This is a genomic window from Halothiobacillus sp. DCM-1, assembly GCF_045689735.1.
Lineage (GTDB): Bacteria > Pseudomonadota > Gammaproteobacteria > Halothiobacillales > Halothiobacillaceae > Halothiobacillus.
Genome location: NZ_CP142685.1, coordinates 963087 through 981998 on the forward strand (window position 1 = coordinate 963087; position 18912 = coordinate 981998).

An 18912-nucleotide genomic window follows, 5' to 3' on the forward strand; every position below is an offset into this window, starting at 1 on the left:
TCCTCTAAAATTTAGCTGGTGAGTGAGAAAGTAATTGGTTGCAAATAACGCCATTGGATGGCGACGCCCCCTTGACTGGCTGGATAAAAATGCCAGTTACGAACCGCACGGATGGCCGATTGATCGAGCTGCGGATAACCACTGGAACGATGGATGCTCACATCCACGACATTCCCTTTGCTGTCGATAAGCAGCGACAGCACGACGGTACCCTCCTCGCCGCGCATACGCGCTGCACGAGGATAGTCTGGCGGGGGATTATTCCCCGCACGCGCATCTAAGCGAGGTTCCACAACCGGCGCGGTTTGCTGGACGGGCGCAGGGCTTGCCGGTGCGCTTTGGGCTGGCGCAGGATCAGAGTTCTTAACCACTGAGTCAGTGGGTGGTGTCTTGCTTTCAGTTTGTTCCAGCGGTGCTTGGGGCTTTGGTTTTGCTGTCTTATGTATTTTGTGGTGCGGTACTTTTGGTTTTTTCTCTGGCGTCCGGATTTTAGATTGATGAGTTGTTTCCTGTGGCGTTGTCGGTTGTGCTTCAGCCTCGGGTGGTTTCTCCTCAAGCAACTTCTCTACGGATGGTTCCGGCAATGGCTTGGGCTCTGGTGGTGTCTGCGGTTCATCTTCCACGGTTGCTATGTCGGGCGCGTTGCTGGGGGGTGTGTTGGTAGGCTCCGGTTCCGTGGGCGCAGCTTTCGCGACGCTAATCAATTCCCCCATGAGGGTCGGTACCGGCGCGGTAACTGGGTGAGGTGGTACGGCTTCTTGTTCCAACAACGCCCGGAGCGCAAAGCCATGTAGGCCGAGCACTAGGCAAAAAATCAATACTTGGCTATCCCATGGCGGTCTGAGTGGGAAGTCCAATTTTTTATTCTTAATTTCTTTGCTTTTCATGTTGTTATTTCTGTTTCCAGCAGGGTTCTTACGGCAACTGGCCACAGGCGTTCATTAAAAAAACGGCATGTCGCAATGACATGCCGAAGTAGTTTCCTTGGCGCGCGCACCCGACTGCTGCGTGACGGATGCTGATCTAGGCACGACAGGTCAACAAAGACAGCGAGGAGATACTGTCAATGCCAATAATACCATCAAAACCGCAAGATGCAAGAGATATGTAAATGATTGTAATTCTCATTAACATGAGGTAGGCTGCACGAACACTCAGTGGTTGAGTGTTCGGGTTCCTCCCGGGGTGAGTCAGTAAACTTTTTAAATCAATAAATTGGAGTGAAAAATGATTCGTAGCAGAAAACACACTCATGATGCGGCAGTGCTGCTGCTGGCATTGGGGTCTGGCTTAGGTGTGGCTCAGGCGGATGAGAGTGTTCTACCTTCTGTCACGGTTTCCGGGCAATCTGAACAAAACGACATTAAAGTTGATCAGCTGTCTTCAGGCAAATTCAGTCAGCCTTTGGTGGATACGCCGCAAACGGTGACGGTCATCAATCAGGCCTTGATGCAGCAACAGGGCGCGAACACCCTCACAGAAGCCCTGCGGAACACGCCTGGTGTCTCCACTTTTTACCTTGGGGAAAATGGGAACACGACGACCGGGGATTCGGTTTACATGCGTGGATATGATGCCTCCAGCAGTATTTATGTTGACGGTGTGCAAGACCTGGGTGCGATTTCCCGTGATATGTTCAATGTTGATCAGGTAGAAGTGATCAAAGGCGCTGCGGGTACGGATTATGGTCTTACCAGTCCTTCAGGTTCGATAAATCTGGTGACCAAGCAGGCGAATCTGATGAACAAAACATCCGGCTCGCTGGAGTTGGGCAGCTCTTATACTCGTGCCACTGCGGATATCAATCATAAAATTGATGGGCTGAAAGGTGCCGCTGTCCGTGTGAATGTCATGGGGCAAAAAGCGGATGTACCAGGCCGGGATTCGGTTGAAAATAATCGTGCGGGTATTGCTGCATCGCTGGCTTTGGGTTTAGGCACTGCCAACCGTCTCTGGTTTGATGCCATGTATTTAAAGCAGAATAATGTGCCGGATGGGGGCGTTCCGACTATTGGCTTGCCAGGTTATACCTCGCCGGATCCTAAACGCCCCTATCTCTCAAATGCCCCTGCGGTAGATCCGTCGAATTTTTACGGCACAGACTCGGATTACCAAAAGGTGACTTCCAGTCGTTATACCCTGACGCTGGAACATGACTTTAATGAAAATACCACGCTGCGTAATGTCACTCGTTGGGCAGAAACCCAAAACGATTATTTGCTGACTTCATTTATGGGGTCTGCGGCAAACTGGCTGACACCGAACCCCACGGATTTATCGACTTGGTCGATCGCACGCAGCCTGCCAACATTCTTGAATCAGCGTAATACGATTCTGACCAATCAAACCAGTCTGAAATCTCGTTTGCAGACCGGTACGGTTCAGCACGATACCTTGATTGGTTTCGAGTTGACTCAATCTAAACAGAATAATTTGAGCTACGCCACAACGGGTGCATGGCCGGCCGCGAATTTGTATGCCCCTAATCCTTCCGTGACCGGCCTGTCCTGGCGTTTGAACGGGGGGCATGCTGATGGAGTATCCAACACGGCCGCCATTTATGCCTTTGATACCGCGCATCTTACCGATCGTTGGCTAATCACAGGTGGGATTCGTCTGGATCACTATCGAACCAGTTTTGACTCGATTCAAGCCTGTGGCACGGGTAGCGGGGCGCCCGCTTGTACCAGTGGGGCTCCGGTCGGCACGCTGGTGACTGCAGCAGATTTGTCGACTTCGGGTAATGCGACCAGTTGGAAATTAGGCACGGTTTTCAAGCTCACGCCGGATAGCAGCCTGTATGTGAACTATGCCAATGCGCAGCTCCCCCCGGGCAGCGCGAACTTTCAGCTATCTAGCAGCGCAAACGCGGCGAATAATCCGAATTATGCGCCACAAAAAACTAAAACCATTGAGGCGGGTGCCAAGTGGAATGTGTTAGACAATCGGCTCGGCCTCGCCGCTGCGGTGTACCGCACGGATGTGCTCAATGGCATTGTGCAGGATCCCATCAGTCTGCAGTATTACCAGACCGGCAAACAGCGTGTTCAAGGTATTGAGCTTTCGGCTGTTGGGAATATCAATCCCGATTGGCAGGTCAATGCCGGCTGGACTCTGATGGATACCAAAGTGACCAGTGGGCCTGCGGTTGGTAATGATCCGGACGATTATCAGCTGAATTACACCCCGAAAACTGCCTTTACCGCCTGGACCAGTTACCGCGTTACGCCGAAGCTGACCTTGGGTGGCGGTCCGCGCTACACAGGCATGCTTCAGCGCGGTAAAGATGGTGCCGTGGGTACGCCGCAATTTGCTGATGCATATTGGGTTGTTGATGCCATGGCGTCTTATCAAGTGACCAAGGCAATGTCATTGCAATTGAATGTGTATAACTTATTCAATAAAGAATATGTCGCTGCAATCAATAAAAGTGGTTATCGCTATACCCCAGGAATGCCGCGTACTGTTCGTTTGACAGCCGCCGTTCAGTTCTGATGATTTGATCATGGCAAGGATGCCTAGTTGATTTATGCAGGGACGCCCTAATTTCATTTCGGGGTCTTTGCCCTGAGGATATTAATCATGATGCTGCATTTGGCAGAGGTATTAGACAAAAACACAGTGTCTGAATTTCGGCAACAATTGGATGCTGCCGATTGGGTTGATGGTCGCCAAACCGTGGGCGCACAAGGCGCTCGCGTTAAGCAAAACCGGCAGCTTGACCCCGGATCTGCACTCGCCATCGCCCTGGGGAAAAAAATTCTCAGCGCATTGGCGAAACATCCATTGTATTTTGCCGCCGCATTACCTCGACGAGTCGTTCCGCCATTATTCAATCATTACGCTGGCGGGGGGCATTATGGTTTCCATGTTGATGGTTCCGTTCGTCACGAGGCGGATGGCAGTCTGTTGCGAACGGATCTTTCCTGCACATTGTTTCTGGCTGAACCGACGGAATACGACGGCGGCGAGTTGGTGGTGCACGATACCTACGGTCAGCATGAGGTCAAATTACCGGCCGGGGATCTCATCCTGTACCCGTCCTCAAGTTTGCATGCCGTGATGCCGGTTACCCGGGGGGCTCGGGTGGCATCTTTTTTCTGGATTCAAAGCATGATTCGTGATGATGCGCGCCGCTTGCAGCTCTTCGAGCTCGATCAAACCATTCAACGACTGCGAGCCAAAATAGGCGATGACGCGGAAGTTCTGCATTTGACCAATTTGTACCACAACCTGCTGCGGCAATGGGCGGAGGTATGATGGTGCATCAATCCAAGCTGCATGTCGCAGATCGACCGTTCGTCCAGGCATCTTTTCGTTGGCTCCACCGTTGGGCCGGTATTCTCGCCGGTCTGGTGCTGGCCGTTGTTGGTGCCACAGGCGCGATCATGTCTTTCCAGGATGATTTGTTGCGTTGGGTCAATCCCGGTGTCATGCGCGTCGTGGTGCCAGAGGCCGGAGCCGTCCTACCCCTGCCTGAATTGGTTGCCCGAATCGAGGCACAGAAGCGCTCGCAACCTATTGCCACGCTGCGCTGGACGAGCAACCCGGAAGACAGTGTTTGGGTTGGATTCCGAACGCGCGGTAGACCTGAGGGGGAATTTGTTAACCCGTACACGGGTGAGCTGTTAGGCAAGGCGCGAGGAGAAGAGTTTTTTCACACGGTAGAAAATCTTCATCGCCGGTTACTCGCCGGTGAGGTCGGAAAAGCCATTACTGGCGCATCCGCACTGATTTTTTTGGCGCTGGCGATTTCCGGTATCTTGATTCGGTTGCGCCGAGCCGGGCTTAAATATTGGCTGGTTCCGATTCAGCGCGGTTCGGCTGCCGCCAAAATTCATTCTTGGCATTCTGTTTTCGGGACTTGGTTTCTGTTGCCTTTCGTGTTGGTCATCTTGACGGGACTGTATTGGTCCTACGATTGGTCGCGTAACTTATGGCATGAGCTATCCGGTGCGCCCAAGGGGAAACCGGTGGCGCTCAAACTGGCTGAAGCCAGCCAGGGCGCACTGGATTGGCAGGCGATTTCGGATCGATTGTCGAGGCTTCCCGCGACGCGGGTGCAGTTTTTTGTTCCAGCGAAGCCGGACGAAGCCCTGCGAGTAATGTGGCAAGATTCTGAAACGCCGCATCAGCGCGCGTTCAACACATTGCAACTGAATCCGTCCACCGGCGCGGTTCTTGCCGATCAGCGCTTTGCCGATCAGCCTGTGGGCACCCGTTTGGTTCGCAGCATGTTCGCGCTTCACTCCGGTGAATATTTCGGCATTGCTGGCGTGTGGGTCATGTTTTTTGCCAGTTTATCGTTGCCGTTGTTTTTCCTGAGTGGGGGGTGGCTGTATCTGCGCCGTAAATTTCGGCATTCAACGGATGCCGCCCCCGAAAGTGCGGCGATTCTAGTGGTCTACGCCAGTCAAACAGGTACGGCCGAGCGATTGGCGCAAATGACGGCACAGCGGATCGAGGCGGCGCAGAAAAAAGTGAAGTTTCTGCCATTGGAAGCCTTGTCACCCCGAGACATTGACGCTTCTTCCGTCCTCTTATTCATCGTCAGTACTTTTGGCGATGGTGAAGCGCCGGATCACGCTGCGGGGGCTTTCGAGACGCTGTTTCAACCCAACCTGTCCATGACTGGGCGTCGTTTTGCCATTTTGGGTCTGGGTGATCGCCGGTATCAAAAATTTTGCGGTTTCGCCGAGGAACTGCGGGCGCGCCTGCTGGCCGCACAGGCGGTTGAGTGGTTCCCTTTGCGCAAGGTTGATCAGGCAGATCCCGCAACGATTAACGACTGGTTTGTGCAAATCGCCGCAGTTTGCTCCGCTGATTCGAAAACGCAGACGGAGGCGGATACGGCGCAGTGGCAGCTTCGGCGGCGTCAACTGCTCAATCCCAGTGGGGTCGGTGGCGCGACTTATGAGATCGAGTTGGCCTGTCCCGATACGCTTCATGCCAATTGGCAGGCGGGCGCCTTGGTTGAAATATTGCCGCAGCACGCTCGTGACCATGTTCTTCAATGGCTGAATAAGGTTGGGATCGAGGCCGGGCAGCCGGTTATGGTGGGTGAACAGCAGTTGCAGATCGAGGAGGTGCTGGTTAACCGAGAACTCCATCAGCCGCCCGTGAATCCCTCGCCGCAGGATTTGCAGTCCTGGGTCGATGGTTTGCCCCGTTTGGCAGCGAGGACTTACTCCGTCGCATCACTACCTGATGCGGGGATCGTTCGACTCCTTGTTCGACAGGTAAAAAACGCAGCGGGTGAGTTGGGTCTGGCCTCTGGTTGGCTGACCGCTCATGCCCGTCTGGGAGAAAGCGTAACCGTGCGTTTGCGGCAGAATCCGTCATTTCTGCCCATGCTTGATGCGAATGTCCCTTGCTTGTTCATCGCCAATGGTACGGGTATGGCGGGCATCCGCGCCCAGATTGAAGCCCGAATTGCAGCAGGTGCGCGTCGCAACTGGTTAATACTGGGTGAGCGAACACCGCAGGATGCGTATTGGTCGGAAATGTGGCGTTTGTGGGAAACCCAGGGCTTTATTGAACGGATTGATTGGGTGTTCTCTCGAATACCAACTGCCGGAGAGATGCGTTATGTACAGCACAAACTGGGTGCTGCACACCGCGAGGTTAAGAAGTATCTCGATGATCAGGCGGTCGTTTTCGTCTGCGGTAGTGCGCAAGGCATGGCGCCTGCAGTCGCCTCCGTGTTTGCTAGCGTGCTGGGTGCGGAAAAATGGCGTGAATTCCGACGGTCTGGGCGCTATCGACAAGATGTCTATTGACCGCCTAACAGGTTGTTGAAAAATGGGTTTTATGCCCATTTTCAACTCGATTAGTCGCGACGGGCTTACCCCATCCTGACTCGGTTACCGCGATTGCACTGCGCGGTAAATTTGCTCTAGCTGTGTAATCCCACCAGGTTATTCAGTGGATTCAAGCGGCTGACGGGGGGCAAGTATCCCAGACTGGCGTGTGGCCGATGCCAGTTATAGCGATGCAGCCATTCTGACAAATGCTCGGTGCGCTGGCAGGACGATTCATAGCTTCGCGCGTAGGCCCACTCGCGCAAGGCTGTCTGGATGAAGCGTTCTGCTTTGCCGTTGGTGCGCGGCGTATAGGGCTTCGTCCGCTTGTGACGGATACCGAGTCGGCGGCACAGCCGTGCGAATTTGCGCGAGCGGTACGCCACGCCGTTGTCCGTCAGCACCCGTTCGAAACGGATACCCAGACGGCGGTAAACCCGCACCGCCTGCAACAATGCCTTGCAGGCCGAGTGGGCCGTCTCGTCAGGGAACACATTGGCCGTGGCGACGCGCGAATGATCGTCGATGGCGATATGCACGTACTCCCAGCCCATGCCGCGCGAGTTCACCGTCCGATCCGCCGTGACCCGGTGGCCGGGGCGGGCAAAGCGCCCGAGTTTCTTGATATCCAGGTGCAGCATCGCGCCGGGGGTCTCGTGCTCGTAGCGCTGGATCGGCGGCGCAGGTTCAAGACTGGCGAGCCGGTTCAAGCCCCGACGCTGCTGTGGCCAACGCCCAGCGTCTGGCTGATCTGCCGGTAAGTCTGGCGTTCGCTGCGCGCGGCGACGATTTGCGCACAGGTCGCTTCAGGGAGTGCGTGCGGGCAGTGATGCGGACGCGAGCTGCGGTCGAACAGACCCGGCAGCCCTTCTTCGCGGAAACGGCTCAGCCATTTGTACGCCGTGTGAACGCTCACCCCGGCAGCCTGAGCAGCCTCTTCCGGGCGCAGGCCGTGTTCGAGAATGCGTTCGACCAAAAGGGCTCGACCGCGCTGCGTTAATCGGGCATTTTAATGACTGTTCATTCGGGTCTCCGGAAATTGGATGGGTTTCGCAGCCCCAATTCTCCGGGTATACCCCGAGTGAACAACCTATTGAGAGATCACATCTAGCGCCTGTTGAATTCGGGTGGCATCCGTGCCGATATTCAACCGCATAAAGCCGGTTCCGGGGGTGCCGAAACTGATCCCGGGATTCAGGGCGAGCCCGGCATCATCGATGAAGAAGCGCGCCAGCGCGGCGTCATCGGATAATTCTTTGCGCGTCATCAGCGCACGGCAATCGAGCCAAAGTAAGTAGGTGGCTTCTGGCGGCTGCACGCGGATGCCCAGATCGTGGGTTGCAAAAAAATCCAGCACCTGCTTGCGCCGAGCGGCGAGTGTCTGCATCAATGCCGCGTGCCAGGCTCGCCCCTCGGTATAGGCGGCAATCAATGCGCGGATGCCGAACGGGTTGCCGGAAGCCAGCCCGGCCTGTTCGATACGCCGCTGGAGTGCCGCGCGGTGCCCGGCATCTTCCACAACGGCATAGGCGGTATTCAGTCCGGCGATATTGAAGGTTTTGGAGGGCGCATTCAGGGTGATGACGGCGACGCCTTCGGCTGCGGCGAGAGGGGCAATGGGTTGATGCCGATGCGGGGCGTAGCACAGATCGGCATGGACTTCATCGGCTACGATCATCGCGCCGTGGGTTTTACATAAGGCAATGATTCGTTGCAGTTCTTCCTGTCGCCAGACTCGGCCGACCGGGTTATGCGGCGCGCAGAGGATAAATAATTTGGCTCCGGCGAGTTCTTGATCCAGGTCGTCCCAGTCAATCTCGTAGCCCGTCGCCGTGTGTCTAAGCGGGTTCTCGCGCAGGCGGCGCCCGTGGTTGGCGGGAAGCTGGTGGATCGGTGGGTAGATCGGGGTTTGGACGACGATGCCATCGCCGGGCTGGCTGAATGTCTGCGCGATCAGCGCCAGCGCCGGAACCGTGCCGGGCATCGGCAGGATGGCTTCTGGCGGGATCTGCCACCGGTGTTGTGTGGCCTGCCAATGCACGATGGCGGCAAAGAACTCGGGCGGATAGCGGGTGTAGCCGTAAATCGGATGCGCTGCGCGCTGGCTGAGCGCGCGCTGCACGCTCGCAGGCGCGGCAAAATCGAGATCCGCAACCCAGAGGGGAATCAGATCCGCTCGGCCAAACCGTTCGGCGAGGCTGTCGTATTTGATGCAGTCGCTGTTCCGGCGCTCGACGGCTTGTACGCCGTCCCGTTCGGCTGGAAGTTCAGGTTGTGTGGCGTTCGTTTCGGTCATGAATCATTCAACCCGTTCCCACACGCTGAATTCCGCCAGACTGTGCTGGAATTTGCGTGCGGTTTCGCGGATGACGAACGGTACATCCTGCCGGTCGATGCAGCGCAGGGTGGGTTCCAGTTGGCCGCGCAAGCCTTCGAAACTGGTGATGGATTCGCCATCCCGTCGGATGCCGCCCAGCCAGCGCGCCTTGGGGGTGTGTTCTTCCAGCCAGGTATAAGGGCTGGTAAGAACTAGGAGCCCGCCCGGATTGAGCCGTGTGATGGCCTGCTGCAGAAACGCCGCCGGATCGTACAGCCGGTCGATCAGATTGCCGGCGAAAATCAGGTCGAAACCGGACCATTGCGGTTTGAGGTTACAGGCATCGGCCTGCCAGAATTCGACTCGATCCGCGACGGCGGCCAGGGCTGCGGGTAAGGCCGCCTCTTTGAATTCGACGAGTTCCCCCTCGGTCGGCAGGGTGTAACGCAAGCGGCCTTCGGCCAGCAGCCGTTCAGCCGCCGCGATGAATCGTGCGGAGAAATCCAGCCCGATCACTTGTTCAAAGCCGGTGGCGAGCGTGAGCGTGCTGCGGCCGATGGCACAGCCGACATCCAGCGCCCGGCGGCGGGGGCGTCCGTCCAGCGCAGCGAGCGCCATGCGCGCCGTGCGTTCCGGGAAATTGGGTACGCCGAAATACTCATCGCCCCAGCCAAATTCACTGTATTGGCTGATCAGCGCATCCGTTTCGTAGCGGCTGGCCGTTAATTGTTCGACATAAGCACTTTCGATATACCGGAATCCGGCGTGCTGAAAAAAGTGCCGCCGGAAGGCGTAGCGGGCAGCTTGGAGCGCCTCGTTACCGGTGCTGATGAACGAACCGCCTTTGATGAGATTGTGCTTGCCGTCGAAGGTGGGCGTGGTGAAATCGTCGTACAGTGGATGAACCGCGAAGCCGTCGAAGGGGTAGATCGGCGTGTTTGTCCATTGCCAGACATTGCCGACGACATCAAAAAACGCGCCCTGCTCAAACTGATCGACCGGGCAGGGGCTCGCCCAGTGACCCAGCGCGATATTGGCCGGGGGCACATGCTGCCAGTCGGCCTGATCGGCAATGCCTGAAACCTGCAGCAACCGCCGCCATTCGTCTTCATACGGCAAACGAACCGGGATGCCCGCAGTTTCGGATCGCCAGCGGCAAAATGCTTCGGCTTCGAGATGGTTGACTTCGACCGGCCAATTCAGCGGCAGGGGGATTTCCTCTGCCAGCAAGCGCAAGCGGTAGCCATGCGGTTGACGCTCATCGGCAACCCAGAAAATGGGGTGCTCTGCCTGACGGAATTGCCGCCAGGCCAGACCTTCCTCGCTCCAATAGTGATCCTTGTGGTAGCCGCCCGCGTGGATGAATGCCAAAAACTCCTGATTGCTGGTCAAGTAGCGGGCCGCACGGAAGGCGGGCAAGTGGGCTCGATGCTGGCCGTATTCGTTATCCCAGCCGTAAAAATCGAGATTTTTATCCCAGGTGACGGTACCCGCCGGGACGGGTATCAGGATATTTTCCGGCGCGGCGCCTACGAGGCGGCAGGGCGGGAAATCCGCTTGGGCGACGACGGACTCCAGCGGCGTCTGGCGAATCAATACGGAGGAAGTTTCCAGATGGATGCGTTCGTGCTCGATGCCCATCAGGATCGGCCAGAAGGGAGATTGCCAATCGATCGGCAAAGTCAACGGTAGGGTTTGAATCAGTTGATCGACCACCGCACGCACCTGCTGGCGATAGGCGCGGGTTTGCGCAACCGTGGGCCAGTCGTAGTGGGCATCGTTCAGATCATCCCAGCTCATTTCATCGACGCCGACCGCAAAGATGGATTCGAATATTGGGTTCAGTCGTTCAGGCAGTAATTTGGCCAGCACCAGTTTGTTGATGAAAAACACCGCCGTATGGCCGAAATAGAAAATATGCGGGTGCCGCAGCCGTTCGGGGCGCTGATAAAACACGGTGTCGTCCTTGAGCAGGCTGAACAAGCGCTCGAAGGTATCCATCGTGGCGTGGAAGTAGGCGTGAATCTCGGCGCGCTTGGCCTCAGGATCAGTGCCAGACAGGCGGGGCGGGCAAATCCAGGTCATGGGGGTTCCTTGATCGAACGAAGAGGAATCTGTGCAGTTTAGTGAGCCTAGATCAAATTTCGTTAACCGGCGGGGGCAATTCCTCAGGAAAGCGTTGTGCGCGAATCGCTTGTTCTGCCTGCGTGGCGCAGCTGTCACGGGTCATCGCCGGAGATTGTGGCGGCAAAAAAACCACTTCGGCCACCAGCTGACGGGCGGTGAGCACGCGCCACAGGGAGCCCAGAAAACTGTCATCATCGATGTAGGCGGCAGATCGAGCCGGGCTGCCGCTGGCGTCCTGGTAGCGAATAGCGATTGGCTGAATGGGCGCGGGGTGATCCAGCACGGCCTGAAACAGCCGGGGATGGAATCGGCGTACCTGATCGCCCCGTGTGGTGGTGCCTTCCGGAAAAATGACAACCCGTTTGCCCGAGGCCAGGCCGGCAGTAATGGCCTGATAGGCGGCTTCGCTGCCCCGTCCGCGCTGCAGATATTGGGTGCCGGCACCGGTCGCCAGGGCGCCGATGATCGGCCAGCGGCGAATCTCTTCCTTGGCGAGAAACACCACGCCGGGCGCGAGGCCGCCAAGCAGGGGGATGTCGAGCCACGAGATGTGATTGGCGACCCACAGCGCGCCCCCCGATTCCGAGGGCGGCGGATTGTTGTGCCGCACCTCGACACCGATCAGGCCGGGCACTGCGGCGAGCCACCGTTGCACGATCAAAGTCTGTTGTTCCGCCGAACGATGAGCGCGGGTATAGGTCAGCCATAGTCCCTGCGCAAAATGTCCCAGCAGTCGAAATAGTCGGAGGAGGGCAGGGAATAGTCTGCGCATGCGGCGAGGGTGGGTCAGGGTTTGGCTTTTTTGCGGGCGCGAACGGCGCGCGCGGCGGCGAGGGCGTACAAGACCCCGGAAAGCAGCGTCAGCGCGGCGGCAACGACGAGCAGCCAGTAGCCGATGGTAAACACGGGCACCACATCCCAGAGGGGATACCAGTTCAGCATGAACATGATGGCGAACATCTGCACCACGGTTTTGAGCTTGCCGATTTGCGAGACCGCCACGGCGGCGCGGTTGCCGCTTTCGGCCATCCATTCACGCAGGGCGGAAACGAATATTTCCCGGCCGATGATGATGATGGCGGACAGCGCCACCACCCAGTCGCCCTGGGCGGACAGAACCAGCAGGATCAGGGCGGCGGCGACGATCAGTTTGTCGGCGACGGGATCGAGAAAGGCGCCGAACGAGCTTTGCTGGTTCCAGCGTCGCGCGAGATAACCATCGAGAAAATCCGTGGCCGAGGCGAGACCGAAAATCCAGGCGGAAAGCGGTCGGGCGGCTTCAAAAGGGGCGAACAGGTACACCAGCACCAGCAAAGGGATGGCGGCAATCCGCAACCAGGTCAGAAATAAGGGCAGCGTCATGCGGACACCTGTGGCGCGTTCGGCCAGGGAGATTGATCGACCACGGTGCCTGCGCCGGTCGTGTCGAAACGCTCCAGGCGAATGGCCTGGTCTGTGCAGGCAATCAACCAACCCGCGTCGTGCCAGTCTCCCGTCACACCGCGCAGGCCACCGGCGGGCAGGCGGTGCAAGGCCGGGCGGTGGGTGTGGCCGTGAATCAGTACATGCGCCTCGTGGCGGGTCATGACGGCCTGAACCGACTGCTCATTCACATCCATGATGTCTTCGGGCTTCTGGCTGGATTCCGTTTTGCTGCGCGCCCGCAGGGCTTCTGCGACGGCGATGCGTTCGGCCAGAGGTTTGGCGAGGAAATCGCAGCGAAAGGCCGGGCTGCGTAATTGTTGGCGCATGGCCTGATAGGCGAGGTCGTCGGTGCAGAGCGTATCGCCATGACAGAGCAACAGCCGTTGGCTCCCCTGTTCGAGCACAAACAGATCGGGCAGCGCCTGCGCGCCGAGCTTGTCGAGTAGTGTTTGACCCACCAGAAAATCCCGGTTGCCGGCGATAAAAAACTTCGGACAGGGCAGTGCGGCCAGCGATTCGAGCGCGTCTTCGAGTTCGGGGGTGAGCGGTTGATCGTCCCCGACCCAGTAGTCGAACAAATCGCCCAGGATATACAGCGCAGCGGCCTGACTTGCCCGGGCGCACAAAGCCTGAACCTGGGCGGTTTGGGGGTGCGCGGCGCTTAAATGCAAATCCGCGATGATGAGCGTTTCCGCCATCGCGGTTTACCCTTCGACGCGTTTGGCTTCGGTGATGACGATATCTTCCGCCGGTACATCGCTATGCCCCATCCGCCGACCGGTGGGCAGGGTGGCCATGGCATCGACGACGCTCATGCCGTCAACGACCTGACCAAAGACGGCATAACCAAAGCCCTGCGGATGCGGTGCGGTAAAGTCGAGAAAGCCATTGTCCTTCAGGTTGATGAAAAACTGGCTGGTGGCGGAGTGCGGATCGCCCGTGCGCGCCATCGCAATCGTGCCGCGTGTATTTTTCAGGCCATTGGCTGCTTCATTCTCGATCGGCGGCAGGGTTTTTTTCTGGTTCATGTCCGGGGTGAGGCCGCCGCCTTGTGCCATGAAGCCGGGAATCACCCGGTGGAACAGGGTGCCGACATAGTGGCCGCTATCGATATAGGCCAGAAAGTTGGCCACCGTCACCGGCGCCTTTTCGGCGTTGAGTTCCAGGGTGATGGTGCCAAGACGGGTAGTCAGCGCGACGCGGGGATTGCTCATAACAGGGTTCCTTTGTGGAATTGACGGGGGAATGGTTGAGATTCACCGGCAAAGCCGCAATCATACACGCCCCCGCTGACGGATAAATGCCAAGAGAGCCTCATGCTGCATATTTACGATTCGAAGGAACGCACCAAACGCCGGTTTATTCCGCGCATCTCCAATCAAGTCGGCATGTATGTTTGCGGCATGACGGTGTACGACCGCTGCCATATCGGCCATGCCCGCGTCATGGTGGTGTTCGACATGGTGGTGCGCTATTTGCAGGCGAGCGGTTATACCGTGCGTTATATCCGCAACATTACCGACATCGACGACAAAATCATTGCGCGGGCCGCAGAAAACCGCGAAAGCATCCAGGCGCTGACGGAACGCTATATCGCCTTCATGCACGACGATGCGGCCGCTTTGGGTTGCCAGCCGCCCTCGGCCGAACCCCGCGCGACCGAGCATGTCGGCGGCATGATCGCGATGATCGAAACCCTCATCGAAAAAGGGCATGCGTATCGGGCGGCCAATGGCGATGTGTATTTTGATGTCTCGACATTTCCCGCCTATGGCGCGCTGTCCCATCGCAAGCCCGAGGATTTGCGCGCGGGCGTGCGGGTTGAAATCGATGAGGCAAAAACCGATCCGCTGGATTTTGTCCTCTGGAAAGCGCCGAAAGCCGGCGACCCCCACTGGGAAGCGCCCTTCGGTGAGGGGCGTCCGGGCTGGCACATCGAATGCTCGGCCATGTCCACGCAATTGTTGGGGGATTCCTTCGATATTCATGGCGGTGGGCAGGATCTTCAATTCCCGCATCATGAAAACGAAATTGCCCAAAGCGAATGCGCGACGGGGCATCCCTATGTGAATTACTGGATGCACAACGGCTTCGTGCGCATCAATGAAGAAAAAATGTCGAAATCGCTTGGCAATTTCTTCAGCGTGGCCGAAGTGATGGCGCGGTATCACCCGGAGGTGATTCGCTATTTCGTGCTGGCGAGCCACTATCGCAGTCCGTTGAACTATTCTGACGCGAATCTGGAGGCGGCGCGGGCGAGCCTGATGCGCTGGTACCAGGCATTGGCCGATGCGCCGGTGCTTTCGGGCATTGCGCCCTTGCCGGAACCGATGGCGCGGTTCCGTGCGGCGATGGATGATGATTTCAATACGCCCGAGGCGCTGGCCGTGGTGTTCGAATGCATCGCGCAGTGGAATCGGCAGCGCGATCCGGCCTGGCTGGCCACGGCGCAGGCGATGGGTGAAATCCTGAATCTCGGCCAGCATCCGCCCGCACAATTTTTGCGTTGGGTTCCGGCGACGGGCGCGGCGGGCGAGCAGGTGATGACCGACGCCGAGATCGAACAAAAAATCAGCGAGCGGAACGCGGCACGACAAAACAAGGACTTTGCCCGTTCGGATGCCATTCGGGATGAACTCGCGGCGGCGGGTGTCGTGCTGGAGGATAAGGCCGGAGTAACCACCTGGCGGCGGGCTTGATCTACGGCGCGCAGGCCTGCGGGTCAGACTGCGGGGGGGGGGGGCGATTGTCGTTGGGTTGGATAACCGTTCAGCAAGATACTCGGCCAGCACGCGGGCATGATTGATCTGTGGGTCGCGCGCGGCGTAAAGCAACACCATCGAGCCGCGCCTGCCATAGCTGATCAGGGTGGCTAGTGCCTTGGGGTTGTTGTCCAGCTCGTGGCGGTATTGGGCGGAAAATTCGGCGAATCGTGCCGGATTGTGCCCAAACCAGCGGCGTAATTCCGCGCTGGGTGCGATGTCCTTCAACCATAAATCCAGCGCCGCCGCCTGCTTGCTGAGCCCGCGTGGCCAGAGCCGATCCACCAGAATCCGCGCGCCAAGCGTTGGATCTGGCGCTGCATACACCCGTTGGATCGGGATGGGTTGGCCGTCCATCGTTGCCTCAAGGTGACCGGGTCGTGCGCGTGTAGGACTGATTGATCGTGCCGTAGAGTTGCATATTGCTGCCTCGAACCGAGGTGCTGCCGTCTTGCGAGATCACGCTGACCTGGCTGCAGCCGCCGAGTCCGAGTAGCACCACCACTGCCACCACCCAGCTTGCCCGGCTGAGACCGCGCTTCATGGTGATGGCCTCATGACTTTTGGTGATCTCATGACTTTTTGGACGAGGCGGCACTGCGCAGGGCGTTGAGCTGTACTTCGGTTGGATCGGCCACCGACAGCAACTTGACCGCGAGATCGGCTTCGATCGTGCGCCATTCTTCGGCAAATGCGCTGCGATCGTGACGGAGGGTCTGCCGGGCGGCGGCGATTTCGAGCCGTAGCGTATCCACCATGTCCGGGTGATAAACCCCGGCCGGATGCAGATGCTCGTCGCTCGCTTCATCAATCAACTGATCGGTCTGGCGGTCGATGGCGCGTTGTTCGGTGTCGATCAAGCGCGCGTAAATGCTCGCAAGCCAGTGGTAGTAGCGGTCGCTCAGGCTGAGCGGGGATTCCTGCGTCATGATATACCTCCGATAGGCGCCGGTTCACGGTGTGCCGGGCGGGTTTTTTCGTTATCCTAAGCGCCTTTTTACGCTTTTGCCAAAAACTTGCCCATGCTGAACGAGCAATACCTCCCCGCCCAAGTTGAAGACACCGCCCAGAGCCATTGGCAGGCGCATCATTGCTTTCGTGCGGTGGAAGACCCGACCCGAGAAAAGTTCTATTGCCTGTCCATGTTTCCCTACCCGTCCGGGCGGTTGCACATGGGGCATGTGCGCAATTACACCATCGGCGATGTGATTGCCCGCTATCAGCGGATGCGCGGCAAGAATGTGCTGCAACCGATGGGTTGGGATGCTTTTGGCCTGCCCGCAGAAAACGCGGCGCTCAAGAATGGCGATGCGCCGGCGCGCTGGACCTTCGAGAACATCGATTACATGCGCGGCCAGTTGCAGCGCCTGGGGCTGGCTTATGACTGGCAGAGGGAAATCGCCACCTGCACGCCGGAATACTATCGTTGGGAACAGTGGCTGTTCACCCGCCTGGTGCGCAAGGGGCTGGCCTACAAGAAAACGGCGGTGGTGAACTGGGATCCGGTGGATATGACCGTGCTGGCCAACGAGCAGGTGATCGACGGGCGCGGCTGGCGCTCCGGTGCCTTGGTCGAGCGGCGCGAGATTCCGCAGTGGTTTATCAAGATTACCGACTATGCCGATGAATTACTGGATGATTTGCAAAAACTGGACGGTTGGCCGGAGCAGGTGCGCACCATGCAGGCCAACTGGATTGGCCGCTCACGCGGCTTGCAGGTCGATTTCGCGCTGAATGAACAGGAGCGGCTGACCGTATTCACTACGCGGCCGGATACCCTCTATGGCGTGTCCTACCTGGCCGTGGCCGCCGAGCATCCGCTGACCAAACAGGCGGCGCAAAGCAATCCCGCCATCGCCGCCTATATCGAGCGTTGCCGCCATCACAAGGTGGCGGAAGCGGAACTGGCGACGATGGAGAAAGAGGGGGTCGATCTCGGCATCACCGTCACGCATCCCTTGACCGGCGCGGCGATTCCCGTCTGGTCGGCCAATTTCGTGCTGATGGAATACGGCACCGGCGCGGTCATGGCCGTGCCCGCGCACGATCAGCGAGATTGGGAGTTCGCGCGGCAATACGGTTTGCCCGTCAAGCCGGTGATCGAGTCCGCCACGCCGCATGATTACTCGGCTGCAGCGATGACCACCAAGGGCAAGCTGTTCGATTCGGCTGAATTTTCCGGGCTGGAATTTGACGCCGCCTTCGATGCCATTGCCGCGCACCTCGAAGCCAAGAAGCAGGGCAAGGTGCAAATCAACTATCGCCTGCGGGATTGGGGTGTTTCGCGCCAACGCTATTGGGGCTGCCCGATCCCGATCATCAACTGCCCGCATTGCGGCGCGGTGCCGGTGCCGGACGACCAACTTCCCGTGGTGCTGCCGACTGATGTGGTGATGAACGGTCCGCAGTCGCCGATCAAACAGTCGCGCGAATTCATCGAAACCACCTGCCCGGAGTGCGGGGGCGCGGCGGAACGCGAAACCGACACTTTCGATACCTTCTTCGAGTCGAGTTGGTATTACGCCCGGTACACCTGCCCGGATTTCACCGAGGGCATGCTGGATGACCGCGCCAATTATTGGTTGCCGGTGGATCAGTATGTCGGCGGGGTCGAGCATGCCGTATTGCATCTGCTGTACGCGCGGTTCTTCCACAAGTTGATGCGCGATGAAGGTCTGGTCGCCAAGGACATGGCCGAGCCGTTCACCCGCCTGCTCACGCAGGGCATGGTGAACAAGGACGGCAGCAAGATGAGCAAGTCCAAGGGCAACACCGTCGATCCGCAGCCGCTGATCGAGGAGTACGGCGCGGACACCGTGCGGCTGTTCATGATGTTCGCCGCGCCGCCGGAACTGGGGCTGGAATGGTCGGATGCCGGTGTCGAGGGCGCGCATCGCTTCCTGAAACGCCTCTGGCGTCAGGTGTACGACCGCAAGCAGGCCGGCTGGCAGCCGGTCTCGCCCGTGCCCGCTGAACTGGACGAAGCCGCCAGGGCGCTGCGTCGCAAACTGCATGAAACCATCGCCCGGGTGACCGATGATGTAGAAAAGCGGCAGACCTTCAATACCGTGGTCGCGGCCAATATGGAGCTGTTCAACGAAATCCATAAATTTGCCCTGAATCAACCGGCGGATGCCGCGGTACTGACCGAGGCATTGCAGGGCATGATCCGCATGCTGGCGCCGATTACCCCGCATATCGGTCATGCGCTCTGGCCCGCGGTCGGGGGCACTGGGTTGGTCATCGATGCGCCTTGGCCAGTGGTTGACGCGGCGGCGTTGCTGCGGGATGAAATCGAACTGGTGGTGCAGGTCAATGGCAAGCTGCGCGGCAAGGTGCTGGTGCCTGCCTCCGCCGACAAAGCTGCGCAGGAAGCCGCCGCCTTGCAGCATCCGGATGTCCAGCGCCACATCGAGGGGCAAACCCTGCGCAAAGTGGTGCTGGTGCCGGGTCGCCTGATCAACCTGGTGGTGGGCTGAAC

General features: G+C 58.4%; 14 protein-coding genes and 2 pseudogenes. 5 read left to right on the top strand and 11 right to left on the bottom strand.

The window, feature by feature from the left end; translation table 11 throughout:
- Nucleotides 1-11: 11 nt before the first annotated feature.
- Entirely contained in the window at nucleotides 12-887 is an 876-nt protein-coding gene (locus VOI35_RS04570; RefSeq protein WP_407276706.1) for a TonB family protein, read from the bottom strand.
- Between the two features lie 340 nt (nucleotides 888-1227).
- Here VOI35_RS04570 and VOI35_RS04575 point away from each other — a divergent pair, with 340 nt between their 5' ends.
- The 3 genes from VOI35_RS04575 to VOI35_RS04585 all read left to right on the top strand — a co-directional run bounded on the left by VOI35_RS04575 (nucleotide 1228) and on the right by VOI35_RS04585 (nucleotide 6779).
- Nucleotides 1228-3495 (top strand): catecholate siderophore receptor Fiu, encoded by a 2268-nt coding sequence (locus VOI35_RS04575; RefSeq protein ID WP_407276707.1) that lies wholly within the window; start codon nucleotides 1228-1230, stop codon nucleotides 3493-3495.
- An 87-nt stretch (nucleotides 3496-3582) separates the two neighbouring features.
- Nucleotides 3583-4260, top strand: coding sequence for a Fe2+-dependent dioxygenase (locus VOI35_RS04580; protein ID WP_407276708.1), 678 nt, complete (start codon nucleotides 3583-3585; stop codon nucleotides 4258-4260).
- The gene (locus VOI35_RS04585; RefSeq protein WP_407276709.1) at nucleotides 4257-6779 is read left to right on the top strand and encodes a PepSY domain-containing protein; all 2523 of its coding nucleotides are present in this window, start codon (nucleotides 4257-4259) and stop codon (nucleotides 6777-6779) included. Before VOI35_RS04580 ends, VOI35_RS04585 begins: the two co-directional genes overlap by 4 nt.
- Before the next feature lie 116 nt (nucleotides 6780-6895).
- Here VOI35_RS04585 and VOI35_RS04590 read toward each other — a convergent pair.
- The 7 genes and pseudogenes from VOI35_RS04590 to VOI35_RS04620 all read right to left on the bottom strand — a co-directional run bounded on the left by VOI35_RS04590 (nucleotide 6896) and on the right by VOI35_RS04620 (nucleotide 13883).
- Nucleotides 6896-7776 (bottom strand): annotated as a pseudogene (locus tag VOI35_RS04590) (IS481 family transposase).
- A gap of 114 nt (nucleotides 7777-7890) precedes the next feature.
- Nucleotides 7891-9096 carry a MalY/PatB family protein gene (locus VOI35_RS04595; RefSeq protein WP_407276710.1) on the bottom strand — a complete coding sequence of 402 codons (1206 nt, stop codon included), beginning with the start codon at nucleotides 9094-9096 and terminating at the stop codon, nucleotides 7891-7893.
- A 3-nt stretch (nucleotides 9097-9099) separates the two neighbouring features.
- A complete protein-coding gene (ovoA, locus tag VOI35_RS04600) occupies nucleotides 9100-11202 on the bottom strand; it encodes a 5-histidylcysteine sulfoxide synthase (protein WP_407276711.1) in 2103 nt (700 codons plus the stop codon).
- A gap of 52 nt (nucleotides 11203-11254) precedes the next feature.
- Nucleotides 11255-12016: a lysophospholipid acyltransferase family protein gene (locus tag VOI35_RS04605; protein ID WP_407276712.1), complete on the bottom strand. Its 762-nt coding sequence runs from the start codon at nucleotides 12014-12016 to the stop codon at nucleotides 11255-11257.
- A 14-nt stretch (nucleotides 12017-12030) separates the two neighbouring features.
- On the bottom strand, nucleotides 12031-12606 hold the full coding sequence (gene pgsA / locus VOI35_RS04610) for a CDP-diacylglycerol--glycerol-3-phosphate 3-phosphatidyltransferase (RefSeq protein ID WP_407276713.1): 576 nt from the start codon (nucleotides 12604-12606) through the stop codon (nucleotides 12031-12033).
- The gene (locus tag VOI35_RS04615) at nucleotides 12603-13367 is read right to left on the bottom strand and encodes a UDP-2,3-diacylglucosamine diphosphatase (RefSeq protein ID WP_407276714.1); all 765 of its coding nucleotides are present in this window, start codon (nucleotides 13365-13367) and stop codon (nucleotides 12603-12605) included. Before VOI35_RS04615 ends, pgsA begins: the two co-directional genes overlap by 4 nt.
- Nucleotides 13368-13373: 6 nt before the next feature.
- Nucleotides 13374-13883: a peptidylprolyl isomerase gene (locus VOI35_RS04620; protein ID WP_407276715.1), complete on the bottom strand. Its 510-nt coding sequence runs from the start codon at nucleotides 13881-13883 to the stop codon at nucleotides 13374-13376.
- A gap of 102 nt (nucleotides 13884-13985) precedes the next feature.
- Here VOI35_RS04620 and cysS point away from each other — a divergent pair, with 102 nt between their 5' ends.
- Entirely contained in the window at nucleotides 13986-15368 is a 1383-nt protein-coding gene (cysS, locus tag VOI35_RS04625; RefSeq protein ID WP_407276716.1) for a cysteine--tRNA ligase, read from the top strand.
- A gap of 114 nt (nucleotides 15369-15482) precedes the next feature.
- Here the strand turns inward: cysS and VOI35_RS04630 are convergent.
- The 3 genes and pseudogenes from VOI35_RS04630 to VOI35_RS04640 all read right to left on the bottom strand — a co-directional run.
- A pseudogene (locus VOI35_RS04630) lies at nucleotides 15483-15788 on the bottom strand (DUF488 domain-containing protein); the annotation flags it as partial.
- A 7-nt stretch (nucleotides 15789-15795) separates the two neighbouring features.
- Entirely contained in the window at nucleotides 15796-15975 is a 180-nt protein-coding gene (locus VOI35_RS04635; protein WP_407276717.1) for a hypothetical protein, read from the bottom strand.
- Nucleotides 15976-16003: 28 nt separating this feature from the next.
- Nucleotides 16004-16360, bottom strand: a complete 357-nt coding sequence (locus VOI35_RS04640; RefSeq protein ID WP_407276718.1) for a hypothetical protein — start codon at nucleotides 16358-16360, stop codon at nucleotides 16004-16006.
- A 96-nt stretch (nucleotides 16361-16456) separates the two neighbouring features.
- Between VOI35_RS04640 and leuS the strand changes: the two genes are divergently transcribed.
- Complete coding sequence (gene leuS, locus VOI35_RS04645; protein WP_407276794.1) at nucleotides 16457-18910, top strand: leucine--tRNA ligase; 2454 nt, start codon at nucleotides 16457-16459, stop codon at nucleotides 18908-18910.
- Nucleotides 18911-18912: the final 2 nt, after the last annotated feature.

What these genes read in the sequence shown, in the direction of transcription:
- VOI35_RS04640 (WP_407276718.1), bottom strand. Translation starts at nt 16,360, where the DNA reads ATGACGCAGGAATCCCCGCTCAGCCTGAGCGACCGCTACTACCACTGG.
- VOI35_RS04615 (WP_407276714.1), bottom strand. Translation starts at nt 13,367, where the DNA reads ATGGCGGAAACGCTCATCATCGCGGATTTGCATTTAAGCGCCGCGCAC.
- VOI35_RS04635 (WP_407276717.1), bottom strand. Translation starts at nt 15,975, where the DNA reads ATGAAGCGCGGTCTCAGCCGGGCAAGCTGGGTGGTGGCAGTGGTGGTG.
- VOI35_RS04595 (WP_407276710.1), bottom strand. Translation starts at nt 9,096, where the DNA reads ATGACCGAAACGAACGCCACACAACCTGAACTTCCAGCCGAACGGGAC.
- pgsA (WP_407276713.1), bottom strand. Translation starts at nt 12,606, where the DNA reads ATGACGCTGCCCTTATTTCTGACCTGGTTGCGGATTGCCGCCATCCCT.
- VOI35_RS04620 (WP_407276715.1), bottom strand. Translation starts at nt 13,883, where the DNA reads ATGAGCAATCCCCGCGTCGCGCTGACTACCCGTCTTGGCACCATCACC.
- VOI35_RS04570 (WP_407276706.1), bottom strand. Translation starts at nt 887, where the DNA reads ATGAAAAGCAAAGAAATTAAGAATAAAAAATTGGACTTCCCACTCAGA.
- VOI35_RS04580 (WP_407276708.1), top strand. Translation starts at nt 3,583, where the DNA reads ATGATGCTGCATTTGGCAGAGGTATTAGACAAAAACACAGTGTCTGAA.
- VOI35_RS04585 (WP_407276709.1), top strand. Translation starts at nt 4,257, where the DNA reads ATGATGGTGCATCAATCCAAGCTGCATGTCGCAGATCGACCGTTCGTC.
- cysS (WP_407276716.1), top strand. Translation starts at nt 13,986, where the DNA reads ATGCTGCATATTTACGATTCGAAGGAACGCACCAAACGCCGGTTTATT.
- VOI35_RS04605 (WP_407276712.1), bottom strand. Translation starts at nt 12,016, where the DNA reads ATGCGCAGACTATTCCCTGCCCTCCTCCGACTATTTCGACTGCTGGGA.
- VOI35_RS04575 (WP_407276707.1), top strand. Translation starts at nt 1,228, where the DNA reads ATGATTCGTAGCAGAAAACACACTCATGATGCGGCAGTGCTGCTGCTG.
- ovoA (WP_407276711.1), bottom strand. Translation starts at nt 11,202, where the DNA reads ATGACCTGGATTTGCCCGCCCCGCCTGTCTGGCACTGATCCTGAGGCC.